This is a genomic window from Streptococcus sanguinis (assembly GCF_026781265.1).
In the GTDB taxonomy this organism is placed as follows: Bacteria; Bacillota; Bacilli; order Lactobacillales; family Streptococcaceae; genus Streptococcus; species Streptococcus sanguinis_T.
Genome location: NZ_JAKUVC010000001.1, coordinates 1 through 13872, shown reverse-complemented (window position 1 = coordinate 13872; position 13872 = coordinate 1). Strand labels below are relative to the sequence as shown.

The following is a 13872-nucleotide window of genomic DNA, read 5'->3' as shown; positions in this document are numbered from 1 at the left end:
GAAAAAGAGGATGGTAAGATATATTACAAATTCAAAGAAGGAGGAAGTAATGGTCAGCAAGAAAGAATTAGTGCTGAGAGCTTTTCGGGGTGAAGAAGTTGACCGAGTGCCTGTTGGATTTTGGTTTCACTTTGTAAGCCAAGAGGAAAAGATGCTAGGCCTGGACAATCCAGTGATTTTCAATAAAAGTGTTGAGGGGCATGCTGCTTATGTTCGAGCTGCACGGCCAGACTTTGTCAAGATTATGAGCGATGGCTTCTTTAAGTATCCCAGCACGCTTTATTCGGATCATATTGAGTCCATTCGTGACTTAGCAGCTATCCAGTCTATCGGTGAGGATCATCCTTGGATTGAGCAGCAGATTGAGATGGTGAAGGCTGTGAAAGAAAGCTATCCGGAGGACCTCGCTTCCTTCTACAATATTTTTGCGCCGGTCTCCTATCTCAAGCGCTGGTTCCGCAGGGAAGGGTCGCGAGGAGATAGAGAAATTGCAGATTTTCTAGCAGAGGATCCTGAGCTGACAGGACATGTTCTAGATGTCATTGCCGGTGATATTGCTATTTTGACTAGACGTATCATTGAGGAAGTGGGCATTGAGGGGATTTATCTCAGTACCCAGCAAATCCAAGACGGTCGGGTAGATGCGGCCAGTTATCGTCGTTATATTGAGCCTAGTACGGTTAAGGTCCTGGAAGCGGTCAATGCGGCTGGCGGTCAGAATATTCTCCACATCTGCGGCTTTGAAGGGGCCAGCAATGATTTGGAACTGTTCAAAGACTATCCGGCTCAAGTCTTTAACTGGGCAACCCATCATGAGGGGGTCAGCTTAGCGGAAGGGCGCAAGCTCTTTGGTGGTCAGACTGTCTTGGGCGGCTTTGAAAATGGCAGAGCAGCTCTTCTAAATACAGGCAGTCGTGCAGAATTAGAGGCTGAGACCAAGCGGTTGCTGGCTGCAGCTGGCAGTCAGGGAGTGATTCTAGGGGCTGACTGCACAGTACCGGATGATTTCGAAATAGAAAGACTGGACTGGATTCGTCAGGCAGCTAGTCAGTTCTGACGGACTTGCCAAAGACATAAAAAGCAATTTTCAACTCTTTAAAGGAGGAAGATAGATGAAGCGGTATCAAAAAAGGCTTGCAGTTCTTGCTCTGATATTCTTGATAATAGGAACATTTCTGAGCATCAGTCAGATTTATGCTCACCATTCTTCAGACAAAAAAGAAGATGATTTGCAGGTGATCAAGAAACTGCCAGAGCAGTCAACTGGCTTGATGCAGCCCAATGATATCGCTGCCCTGCTCTTGTCAGATTAGAATTTTTACTAAAAAGTTAGATTAGCTCTATGAGAAAGCTAAAAAAACAACTCATTGGCTAGATAGGAATGATAGAAAAAGGAGAGAAAATGACTTCAAAAAGAGAATTAGTACTGAAGGCTTTCAGAGGAGAGCCCGTTGACCGAGTGCCAGTTGGTTTCTGGCATCATTTTACCAGCGAGGATGAGTGGCTGGCAGGTTTTGGAAATCAGGCCATTATTGAGAAAAATCTGGCTGGTCATCAAGCTTTTCTGGCAGAAGCTGAGCCAGACTTTATCAAGCTGATGAGTGATGGTTACTTTGCCTATCCTAACGAGCGCTTGAAAAAAGTCCAATCTATCAAAGATTTGGCAGATATTGAGCCGCTAGGTGCTGATCACCCTTGGATTAGTGAGCAGGTGGAGCTGGTTCAGAAGATTAGGGCTGGCTTTACAGAGGACTTGGTCGCTATTTACAATATTTTTGCGCCAGTGACCTACTTTAAATGGTTGGTCGGCAAGGTTGCCGGTGGAGATGATATCATTGCAGATTTCCTGGTGGAGGATGCGGCACTCACGAAGCGGGTGCTGGATGTGATTGCTCAAGATATTGCAGCTCTGACGGAGCGGATTATCAAGGAAGCTGGTGCGGATGGAATCTACCTCAGCGTTCAGAGCATCCAGGATGCGCGGGTGTCGGCTGAAGACTATGAGGTTTTTATTGCTCCTAGTGAATTGGCAGTGCTGGAAGCAGCCAATGCGGCTGGCGGAGTGAATATCCTGCACATTTGCGGTTACGAAGGCGCGCGAAACGATGTTCATCTTTTTACTGACTATCCAGCTCAGGTCATTAACTGGGCAGTGGGGCCAGAAGGCATCAGCCTAGCGGAGGGCCGGAAATTGTTTGGCGGTCGGACTGTCCTGGGTGGTTTTGAAAATGGCAAGAATAGCCTTCTCTACACGGGCAGTCAAGCAGCTATTCAAGACAAGACCAAGCGATTGATAGCAGAGGCTGGTAAGGAAGCTTTGATTATCGGGGCTGACTGTACTATTCCAAGCGATATTAAGGCAGAGCGGATTCAGTGGGTTCGCCAAGCAGCAAGCTTAACATAAGAAGGAGACGAAAGAATGAGCAAGAAAAAATGGATTATTGTCGGAGCGGCAGTGATTGCTATTGTAGCAGCGACTTATTTGGGGCGGACCTTGACGGGAGCTTCATCTAGCAAGACGAGCAGCTCTGCATCAGGCAGTGGTAAGGTCACAACTTTGAAAGTGGCTCATACACAGAACTATGTTCCCTATGACTTTGTGGATGAAAAGGGAGAATCAGATGGCTATGAGGTTGCTGTTCTCAAGGCTATTGATGAAAAGTTGCCAGACTACCAGTTTGAATATACTGGCACTAGTGATGAGGATCTTTTGGTCGGTCTGGAATCTGGGAAATATGATATTGGAACCAAGGGAGCATGGTACACCGAAGAGCGGGCGAAGAAGTTCATCATTCCAGAAAGCCCAATCGGCGCTAGTATTATCGGTTTCACTATCCGCAAGGAAGACGCTGAAAAATTCAAGACCATTGATGATTTTGCCAAGGAAAAGGGCAAGCTGGTACCAATCTCTCCGCAGAATGCTCAATGGGCGGTTATCGAAGAGTATAACCAAAAGCATAGTGGTGCTCCTATTGATTTGACTGCAGCAGAGTCCTTCAAGGTGGCTGATGCTTATGCTTGGGTTCTGGAAGGGCGCTACGATGCTTTCTTTGACATCAAGCTGTCATTTGAAAAAGCCGTGACGGACAAAGAAGGTTCTTACCATCAGTATGCGGACCAACTGATTTGGTTCCCTTACAAGGGGATTCCGACCTATCCCCTGCTTCATAAAAACGAAAAAAATCAAGAATTTGCCAAGGCATACGAGAAGGCAATTAAGGAACTGGAAAAAGACGGAACCTTGGCTAAACTATCGGAGAAGTATTTCGGAGAAGATGTCTTCTCTTATGTGGACAAGGATTAGTGGCTGCTGTCTGCTGATTATGGAAAATCAAAGGCTGACTGAGAAGCTAGCTGAATACAGAGCTGGTGGCTTCTAAGCTGACCTTGATGCTGTTTGAAGGAAATTTCAAAGAGAGAGCAAGGTTGCTCCAATCTGAAAGTGCCCGTCCAAGAGAAGCTTATTCTATCTAATCACTGTCGAAGGAGAAGAAAATTATGGTCTCGTATGACTTATCCCGTGTCTTTGGCCTGCTGCCTAGTCTGCTGCAGGCTCTGCCGACCACTTTATGGATTATGTTTGTGACAGCATTGATTGGCTCCTTGCTGGGTGGTCTGTTGGCTTGGGCTCAGATTGCTGAGGAGCAGTCTTTTGCTGGCCTGGCTAGAGGATATATATTTATTCTTAGATGTACACCGCCTATTGTCTTACTTTTCTTGGTTTTTTATGGTATTCCAGAGTTTTTAGAATGGTGGCTGGGGCTAGATATCAATAATTGGTCGCGGACTGTGTTTGTCATCATCACCATGATTCTGCTCTTTGCAGCCATGATTGCGGAAGTCTTCAAGGCAGCTTATCTTGCTGTTCCCAAGGGACAGACTGAGGCAGGTCTCAGTATTGGCTTGACACCGGTGCAGACATTTCTGCGCATCGTCCTGCCACAGGCTTTTCGCATCGCCCTGCCCAATCTCACGACTGCCCTTCTTAATCTCATGCGGGATGCTGCTCTGGCTTATACGATTGGAGCTGTTGACGTCATGGGAGCAGGGCAAAATCTCATCAGCCGGAATCTAGGCAATTATTCTCTAGAAACCTATACAGCGGTGGCCTTGATTTACTGGGGGATTGCTCTAGTGGTTTCACTGGCTTCCCAGCTTCTGGAAAAAAGTCTGACAGTCAAGGAGAGGTAAAGCATGGATTTGAATTATATTGTAAATACCTTTCTGGTTACTCTGAAAGGCATTCCAGTAACCCTAATCATTATGGTAGTGGCTATTCTGCTCAGCTTTATTCCGGCTCTGCTTCTAGCTCTGGGACAGATTTATAAAGTTCGGGGTGTTCGGACTTTTTCGGTTGTTTATCTTGCTTTCATTCGAGCGACGCCGCCCATTTTGCTCATTCTCTTTTTCTACAGTCTTTTTCCTAGCTTACTGAATCAAATATTCAAAAGTCTGGGCAGTCAGGTAGACGTCTTTAAGTTTAATCCGCTTTACTATGCTTTCATCATCTATAGCCTGATGACAACAGGGAGTTTGTCGGAAATACTGCGCTCTGCAATTTTGACAGTGGATAAAGGACAGTTGGAGGCGGCTCAAGCGATTGGTTTAACGAATTTTCAAGCCTATCAGAGGATTGTTTTTCCTCAGGCTCTGCGCTCTGCCCTGCCTAATCTGGCCAATCTGGTTATCAATCTAGTCAAGGGAACCTCGCTGGTGTTTGTCATGACGGTCAAGGATATCACAGCCTTGGCTAAGATAGAGGCCTCCCATTCTTACCAGTATTCAGAGTCTTACTTGGTGATTTTTGTTATTTATCTCATTATTTGCGGCTTGATTCAGTGGATGTTTAAGGGCTTGGAAAAGCGCTACGCTCTTACTTAGGAAGGAATGATTATGTTAGAAGTAAAACATATCTCCAAACGATTTGGAGAGCACCAGGTGCTGGCAGATGTCAGTCTCAAGGTCAATCAAGGTGACGTTGTGGTTATTCTGGGACCCTCAGGATCTGGGAAAACAACATTTCTGCGCTGTCTGAATCACTTAGAAAAAGCGGATGGCGGCCAGCTGACTTTGTCTGGTAAGGACTATGATTTGGCTAAACTTAGCAAAAAGGAGATTTTGGAAATTCGTAGAAAGACAGCCTTTGTCTTTCAGCATTATAATCTCTTTGCCAATAAAACAGCCCTTGAAAATATCTTAGAGGGCTTAGTGATCGCTCGTAAGATACCGAGGGAAGAAGCGCTTGAGATTGCAGAAGAGTCCTTGAAGCGCGTGGGCCTCTTGGCCTACAAGGACTATTATCCTTCTCAGCTATCAGGCGGCCAGCAGCAGAGGATTGGGATTGCCCGTGCCATTGCTGTCAAACCAGATGTCATCCTGCTGGATGAGCCAACTTCGGCTCTAGATCCGGAATTGGTCGGGGAAGTCCTCAGTGTCATGAAACAGCTGGCTCAAGAGGGAGTGACCATGGTTCTTGTGACCCACGAGATGAGCTTTGCCCGCGATGTGGCTAACCATGTCATCTTTATGGACGGAGGTCATATCGTCGAAGAAAATCCTCCTCAGGAATTCTTCTCTAGTCCGAAGGAAGAGCGGACCAAACAGTTTCTGTCCCGCATTCTGTCGGACGCCAGCTATAGTGTAGAGTATATGATTTAAAATCTGGATTGTGTCCAGATTTTTATTATAAAAAAGCGTCTTTATAGGAATGAAAAGGACCTAAACGACAATTTTGATTACATTTGTAAATTTATTTTAGAAAATTATGTAAAATCTATTGACAAATAAATTCTGTCATGATAAAATTACAACTGTAAACAAAAAAGTTTACGTAAATTTAATCAGAAGATATGAATACAGCCGGAAGGTAATTATTTTTGGGAGGATTAAAAATTATGTAAAATCATCTTCGTCTGAAAGAGATTTGATTCACTCATAAAAGTAGAGACTGACTCAGTCTTGATTTTTGGAAATGAAATAAGTTATGTAAAATAATAGATAGGAGAAGATCTCCCAAATGAATATTTTTTATAGTAGATAAGGAAAAGATTTCTTATCTGAAATTTTGGTAAAAATAAAAATTATGTAAATCAAAAAATGAAGAAAAGTGAGGCAATGCTATGAACAACAACTACAACAATTTTAACAATATGGATGACCTTTTCAACCAACTCATGGGGCGCATGGGCGGCTACAACAGTGAGCACCGGCGCTACTTGATTAATGGTAGAGAGGTCACACCGGAAGAGTTTGCTCAGTACAGGGCTACTGGCAAGCTCCCCGGTCAAGGAGCAGGTGAGCAGACTAGCCAGACTGCTGCTCAGGGACCTAAGCAGGATGGTATCCTGGCTAAGCTAGGTCGCAATCTGACTCAGGAAGCTCGTGATGGTAAGTTAGATCCAGTCATTGGGCGCAATAAGGAAATCCAAGAAACTGCTGAAATCCTTTCACGCCGGACCAAGAATAATCCTGTATTGGTCGGAGATGCTGGAGTTGGTAAGACAGCTGTCGTAGAAGGATTGGCTCAGGCTATCGTCAACGGTGATGTGCCAGCGGCCATCAAGAATAAGGAAATTATTTCTGTTGATATTTCCGGTCTGGAAGCTGGTACCCAGTATCGTGGTAGCTTTGAAGAAAATATCCAAAACTTAGTCAATGAAGTCAAGGAAGCCGGCAACATTATCCTCTTCTTTGATGAAATCCATCAAATCCTAGGAGCAGGATCTACTGGCGGAGACAGCGGATCCAAGGGACTGGCGGATATTCTCAAACCTGCGCTCTCTCGTGGGGAGTTGACCGTTATCGGGGCTACTACTCAGGACGAGTACCGCAACACCATTCTCAAAAATGCAGCTCTGGCTCGTCGTTTCAATGAAGTCAAAGTCAATGCGCCGTCTGCCGAAGATACTTATCAGATCCTTCGAGGCATTCGGGATCTGTATGAAAAGCACCACAATGTTATCCTGCCGGATGAAGTGCTGAAAGCGGCTGTGGACTACTCTGTTCAGTATATTCCACAGCGGAGCTTGCCAGACAAGGCGATTGACCTGGTCGATGTGACAGCTGCCCACTTGGCAGCTCAGCATCCAGTAACCGATGTTCATGCGGTTGAACATGAGATTGCTGAGCAAAAAGACAAGCAGGAAGCAGCTGTTGAGAAAGAAGATTATGAAGCAGCTCTGAATGCCAAGACCCGCATTGAAGAGTTGGAAAAGAAAATTCAAAACCACACCGAGGATATGAAAGTGACTGCTACGGTCAACGATGTAGCGGAGTCTGTTGAGCGGATGACGGGAGTGCCGGTATCTCAGATGGGTGCCAGCGACATTGAGCGACTCAAGGGCATGAATGACCGTCTCAAAGCCAAGGTGATTGGTCAAGACAAGGCTGTAGAAGCTGTGGCTAGGGCTATCCGCCGTAACCGTGCAGGCTTTGATGAAGGCAACCGTCCGATTGGCAGCTTCCTCTTCGTTGGTCCGACAGGTGTCGGAAAGACTGAGCTGGCTAAGCAACTGGCTCTGGATATGTTCGGTACCAAGGAAGCCATCATCCGTCTGGATATGTCAGAATACTCCGACCGGACTGCTGTTTCCAAGTTAATTGGTACCACTGCAGGATATGTTGGCTATGATGACAACAACAACACCTTGACCGAGCGTGTGCGCCGCAATCCATACTCTATCATTCTCTTGGATGAGATTGAAAAGGCTGATCCACAAGTAATTACCCTTCTCCTTCAAGTTCTGGATGACGGTCGTTTGACAGATGGTCAAGGGAATACTGTCAACTTCAAGAACACGGTCATCATTGCGACTTCCAATGCCGGATTTGGCTATGAAGCTGGCTTGGAGGAAGATGCAGAAAAACCTGATCTGATGAACCGACTCAAAGCTTATTTCCGTCCAGAGTTCCTCAATCGTTTCAATTCGGTTATTGAGTTCTCTCATCTCAAGAAAGAAGATTTGATGGAGATTGTTAATCTCATGCTGATCGAAGTAAATCAAACCTTGAGCAAGAAAGAAATTGATCTGGCTGTATCTGATGCAGCTAAGGAATTCCTGCGCGATGCTGGTTATGACCAAGTCATGGGTGTTCGTCCGCTCCGCCGTGTCATAGAGCAGCAAATTCGTGACAAGGTGACTGACTTCCACTTGGATAATCTAGATGCTAAGCACTTGACAGCCGATTTGGAAGATGGTGTCTTAGTTATCCGGGAAAAAGGTGCTGCCGCATCTAAAGAAGACAAGCAAGCAGAATAAAGCTTACTAAGTCAACTAACTTTTCAAAGACCTCCTTCTTAAATGAAGGCAGGTCTTTTTTGTTGAGTAGGAATTTCAAATATCTCCCTTTTCTGGAAATAAATTAGCATTTATCCCAAAATCTCAACTTAATCCTTCTTGACAACACCTAAAAGAAATGATGCTATTAGGTATACAAAAAAGAAAAACATTGAAATCTGATGCTGATGAAAAGTCAGGCTTGCTTAGGAAGTATTGGTAAAATGAAACAAAGTTTGGATAAATTCTTGTTTGGTTTTATAATCGTCCATAATTTCCTTATCTGTTAAACATTTATTACTGGACAATGATAACTCTCATCAGGGAAGAAGTCCAGCCCATTTTCGATGTATTTTTTACAATCTAAAACAGATGAGGGAGCCAGTTTTTTGGAGTTTTCGAAAGTTCGATGAACAGAGAATTTTTCTTCGGCGTGAGAATATTCAGGCGTAATTTACGCCAGTTTTTGAATGGCTGATTTAGAGATTTTGTACTTTCGAAATGTTTAAATGTAGTTATTTATTTTTAAAGAATCGCTTGCTAGTACACCTGAAAACGCTCGTAGAATGATAATAAGTCGCCTGACGAAACTGCTCAGAAACGGCGGTGTTATGCTGAAACAATCTGACGCGATGCGAAGGGCGGTGCGAAAGGGGTTACGTACTTATTTTTCAACAATTTAGCAGAGTATTTTTATAAGTGTGATATAATAGAAGTATAATTTGTTCTGATAGTTTATTTTATGGAGAAGTAGATTTTTAGAATGCGGAGGTTCAATATGGTTGAGTTTATAAAGTCTAAGAAAGAAATGAGTGAGGAGGATATTAAAGCAAATTTCATCACTCCTGCTATTGTATCCAAAGGATGGAAAAATGGTGAGCATATCGCTTACGAGGAATACTTCACTGATGGTCGAATCGAGGTTAGAGGAGATAAGGCTCGTCGCAAAGAAGGGAAAAAATCAGACTATTCATTGTATTACCAATTTGGAACTCTAATTGCAATCGTTGAGGCAAAGGATAATAAACATAGCGTTCGAGCGGGATTACAACAAGCGATTGAATATGGTGAGATTTTAGATGTTCCTTTTGTTTATTCTTCGAATGGTGATGGCTTTATTGAGCATGACCGTATCACAAGAGAAGAGCGTGAGCTGGCGCTAGATGAATTTCCCACTCGTGAAGAATTATTTTCTCGTCTGAAGAAGGAAAAAGGACTAACGTCTGAAATAGCAGAAGCTATCTCAACTCCATATTACACAGATGCCTTCTCAACTAAAACGCCACGATATTATCAGCAAATAGCTATCAACCGTACAATTGAAACAGTTGCCAGAGGACAAAAACGAGTAATGTTTGTGATGGCAACAGGAACGGGAAAAACATTCATGGCTTTTCAAATTATTCATCGTCTTCGAAAAGCTGGTTTGGCTAGACGAGTTTTATTTTTAGCGGATAGAAACATCTTAGTAGACCAAACGATGGCTGAAGACTTTAAGCCATTCGAAAAGGTGATGACGAAAATTACTCCAAAACTTTTGAATGCTCCTGAAAAATTAAATTCTTTTGAAATTTACCTAGGACTTTATCAGCAACTAACTGGTGAAGATGGTACTGAAACGCATTATCAAAAGTTCGACAAAGACTTCTTTGATTTAATCGTAATTGATGAAGCGCACCGTGGATCAGCCAAGGAAGACAGCAACTGGCGTAAGGTGATTGATTATTTCAGTTCTGCGACACAAATTGGTATGACGGCAACTCCTAAAGAAACCAAGGATGTCTCCAATATGGAATACTTCGGGGAGCCAATTTATACTTATAGTTTAAAACAAGGAATCGAGGATGGTTTTTTGGCTCCGTATCGTGTTATGAGAGTTAATTTAGATGTGGATGTGGATGGCTATCGTCCAGAAACTGGGAAAGTTGATGCTAAAGGGCAGTTAATCGAGGATAGGTACTACGGCAGGAAAGATTTTGACAAAACTATTGTTATTGATGATAGAACTCAAAAAGTTGCTAAGTTTGTTTCGGACTATATGAAGCAAAACAATGCACGATTTGATAAAACGATTGTTTTTTGTGTTGATATTGACCATGCTGAACGGATGCGTGCTGCACTTGTAAAAGAGAATCTAGACTTAGTCCAAGAAGACTATCGTTATGTCATGCAAGTAACTGGTGACAATGCTGAAGGAAAAGCTCAACTGGATAACTTTATGGATGTCAATTCTAATTTTCCCGCTATTGTAACAACGTCTAAATTATTAACGACAGGAGTTAATGCTAAAACATGTCGTTTGATTGTTTTAGACTCTAATATCCAATCTATGACTGAATTTAAACAAATTATTGGTCGTGGCACACGTCTTTATCCTCAAAAGGGGAAAGAATTTTTTACGATTATTGATTTTCGAAATGTTACTAATTTGTTTGCTGACCCTGATTTTGATGGTGAACCAGTGAAGGTTCTGGAAACAGGTGCAAAAACAAATAATGGTGCTACACCTGGTTTTGTAGACGAAGGTGGTGACCCAGTAGAGAAATATGTCGTTGCAGATAAGCAAGTGACCATTTTGAATTCAACAGTTCAAGTATTGGATGAAAATGGAAAACTGGTCACTGAAAATCTAACCGACTACACCCGTAAGAATATTTTAGGTAGTTATGCTACTTTGAACGATTTTATCACGGCTTGGCATACAGCAGATAAAAAGAAGATTATATTGGACGAACTTTATAAAAAAGGAGTTTATCTGGATGCTATTCGAGAGTCGGAAGGGATTTCGGAGCAAGAAATTGATGACTTCGATTTACTCCTAAAACTTGCCTATGGTCAAAAAGAATTAACCAAAACAGAGCGTATTAACAAACTCAAACGAAGTGGATATTTATATAAATATAGCGAAGAAGCACGTGCAGTTTTGGAAATTTTGTTGGACAAGTACATGGATAAAGGTATTGGAGAACTCGAAAGTATTGAAACACTAAAACTTCCAGAATTTCAGCTATATGGTGGAACCTTCAAAATCATCAATACTTACTTTGGAGATAAAAAACGGTATTTACAAGCAATTAAAGAATTGGAGCAAGAGCTATTTACGGTAGCTTAATGAAAGGAAAATATGTCAATTACATCATTTGTAAAAAGAATTCAAGATATCACTCGAAACGATGCGGGTGTTAATGGTGATGCTCAACGTATTGAGCAAATGTCTTGGTTATTATTTTTGAAAATTTACGATAGCCGTGAAATGGTTTGGGAGTTAGAAGAAGATGACTACGAATCGATTATTCCAGAGGAGTTAAAATGGCGAAATTGGGCTCATGCTCAAAAAGGGGAACAGGTATTGACAGGTGATGAATTACTTGATTTTGTTAATAATAAATTATTTAAAGAGTTGAAAGAGCTTGAAATAACTCCAAATATGCCTATTCGAAAAACGATTGTCAAGTCAGCTTTCGAAGATGCGAACAACTATATGAAAAATGGTGTTTTGTTACGCCAAGTAATCAATGTTATTGATGAAGTCGACTTCAATAGCCCTGAAGACCGTCATTCTTTTAATGACATCTACGAAAAAATTCTTAAAGATATTCAAAGTGCTGGGAACTCAGGAGAGTTTTATACACCACGTGCAGCGACTGACTTTATCGCTGAAGTCCTTGACCCAAAACTTGGCGAATCAATGGCAGACTTCGCTTGTGGAACAGGGGGATTCTTAACTTCGACTCTGAATCGTTTAAGTAGTCAACGTAAAACTAGTGAAGACACTAAGAAATATAACACAGCTGTTTTTGGTATTGAAAAGAAAGCATTTCCCCACCTTTTAGCAGTTACAAATCTGTTTCTTCACGAAATTGATGACCCTAAAATTGTTCATGGCAATACTTTGGAGAAAAATGTTCGCGAATATACAGATGACGAAAAATTTGACATTATCATGATGAATCCACCTTTTGGAGGTTCTGAATTAGAAACAATAAAAAATAATTTTCCAGCAGAATTACGGAGTTCTGAAACAGCTGACTTATTCATGGCTGTTATTATGTATCGTTTGAAAGAAAATGGTCGTGTTGGGGTTATTTTACCTGATGGTTTTCTATTTGGCGAAGGCGTAAAAACTCGCTTGAAACAAAAACTGGTAGATGAGTTCAACTTACATACGATTATTAGGTTGCCTCATAGTGTATTTGCGCCGTATACAGGAATTAATACGAACATTCTTTTCTTTGATAAAACAAAGAAAACAGAAGAAACTTGGTTTTATCGTTTAGATATGCCAGATGGTTATAAAAATTTCTCGAAAACCAAGCCGATGAAGTCAGAACATTTTAATCCTGTTCGTGACTGGTGGAAAAATCGTGAAGAAATTCTGGAAGGTAAGTTCTATAAATCTAAATCATTTACACCTAGCGAATTGGAAGAGCTAAATTATAATTTAGACCAGTGTGGTTTTCCAAAAGAAGAAGAGGAAATTTTAGATCCCTTTGAGTTGATTCAGAATTATCAAGTGGAAAGAGCAACTTTAAATCATAAGATTGATACTGTATTAGCTGATATTTTGCAGTTGTTGGAGGACAAATAATGACACCAGAACAACTTAAGGCAAGTATCCTCCAAAGAGCGATGGAAGGGAAATTAGTACCACAAAATCCTGATGGCGAACCAGCAAGCGAATTGCTAAAGAGAATTAAAGCTGAGAAAGAAAAACTTATCAGTGAAGGCAAAATCAAGCGAGATAAAAAGGAAACCGAGATATTTCGTGGTGATGATGGGAAACCTTATGAGAAGTTCGCTGATGGAAGTGTTCAAGAAATTGATGTCCCTTATGATATTCCTGATAGTTGGGAGTGGGTGAGGTTTTCTACATTGGTTGAAATTGTTAGAGGTGGCTCTCCACGACCAATCAAAGATTATCTTACTTCTGAAGTAGATGGAATAAATTGGATAAAAATAGGTGATACTAAAAAGGGTGAAAAGTATATAAATAATGTTAAAGAAAAAATCAAAAAATCAGGGCTTAACAAAACTAGATTTGTAAAAAAAGGTACATTTTTGTTAACTAATTCTATGAGTTTTGGTAGACCTTATATTTTGAATGTTGATGGTGCAATACACGATGGATGGTTGGCTATTTCGAACTATGAAAACTCATTAAATAGAGATTACCTATTCTATATTCTTTCATCAAATGTAGTTTATTATCAATTTTTATCTCTAATTAGTGGAGCTGTTGTGAAAAACTTGAATAGTGATAAAGTTGCTTCTATTCTCATCCCTCTCCCCCCACTTACCGAACAACAACGCATAGTAGAAGCAATCGAATCAGCTTTAGAAAAAGTGGATGAATACGCTGAAAGTTATAATAGACTAGAACAGCTAGATAAAGAATTTCCAGATAAACTAAAAAAATCTATTCTTCAATATGCTATGCAAGGAAAATTAGTTGAACAAGACCCAAATGATGAACCAGTTGAAGTTTTACTTGAAAAAATACGGGCAGAAAAACAAAAACTATTTAAAGAAGGCAAAATTAAAAAGAAAGATTTGGAGATTTCAATTGTTTCTCAAGGAGATGATAACTCTCCTTATG

General features: G+C 41.4%; 11 protein-coding genes. All 11 read left to right on the top strand.

Annotated features, from left to right (window positions below; all coding sequences use genetic code 11):
* Positions 1-10: 10 nt before the first annotated feature.
* Positions 11-1057, top strand: a complete 1047-nt coding sequence (locus MK370_RS00055; RefSeq protein ID WP_268683673.1) for a uroporphyrinogen decarboxylase family protein — start codon at positions 11-13, stop codon at positions 1055-1057.
* Between the two features lie 55 nt (positions 1058-1112).
* On the top strand, positions 1113-1313 hold the full coding sequence (locus MK370_RS00050) for a hypothetical protein (RefSeq protein ID WP_268683672.1): 201 nt from the start codon (positions 1113-1115) through the stop codon (positions 1311-1313).
* A gap of 89 nt (positions 1314-1402) precedes the next feature.
* Positions 1403-2404, top strand: coding sequence for a uroporphyrinogen decarboxylase family protein (locus MK370_RS00045; protein WP_268683671.1), 1002 nt, complete (start codon positions 1403-1405; stop codon positions 2402-2404).
* 15 nt (positions 2405-2419) lie between these two features.
* Entirely contained in the window at positions 2420-3304 is an 885-nt protein-coding gene (locus MK370_RS00040) for a transporter substrate-binding domain-containing protein (protein ID WP_268683670.1), read from the top strand.
* A gap of 194 nt (positions 3305-3498) precedes the next feature.
* Positions 3499-4191, top strand: coding sequence for an amino acid ABC transporter permease (locus MK370_RS00035; RefSeq protein WP_002916549.1), 693 nt, complete (start codon positions 3499-3501; stop codon positions 4189-4191).
* A 3-nt stretch (positions 4192-4194) separates the two neighbouring features.
* Complete coding sequence (locus MK370_RS00030) at positions 4195-4881, top strand: amino acid ABC transporter permease (protein ID WP_268683669.1); 687 nt, start codon at positions 4195-4197, stop codon at positions 4879-4881.
* Positions 4882-4893: 12 nt separating this feature from the next.
* A complete protein-coding gene (locus MK370_RS00025; protein WP_268683668.1) occupies positions 4894-5658 on the top strand; it encodes an amino acid ABC transporter ATP-binding protein in 765 nt (254 codons plus the stop codon).
* Positions 5659-6119: 461 nt separating this feature from the next.
* Positions 6120-8258, top strand: coding sequence for an ATP-dependent Clp protease ATP-binding subunit (locus MK370_RS00020; protein ID WP_268683667.1), 2139 nt, complete (start codon positions 6120-6122; stop codon positions 8256-8258).
* A 796-nt stretch (positions 8259-9054) separates the two neighbouring features.
* Positions 9055-11388: an EcoAI/FtnUII family type I restriction enzme subunit R gene (gene hsdR / locus MK370_RS00015; RefSeq protein WP_125378784.1), complete on the top strand. Its 2334-nt coding sequence runs from the start codon at positions 9055-9057 to the stop codon at positions 11386-11388.
* A 12-nt stretch (positions 11389-11400) separates the two neighbouring features.
* The gene (locus MK370_RS00010; RefSeq protein ID WP_125396696.1) at positions 11401-12864 is read left to right on the top strand and encodes an HsdM family class I SAM-dependent methyltransferase; all 1464 of its coding nucleotides are present in this window, start codon (positions 11401-11403) and stop codon (positions 12862-12864) included.
* Positions 12864-13872: restriction endonuclease subunit S (locus MK370_RS00005; RefSeq protein WP_268683666.1), on the top strand; the 1009-nt coding region annotated here is incomplete at its 3' end. The genes MK370_RS00010 and MK370_RS00005, both read left to right, overlap by 1 nt.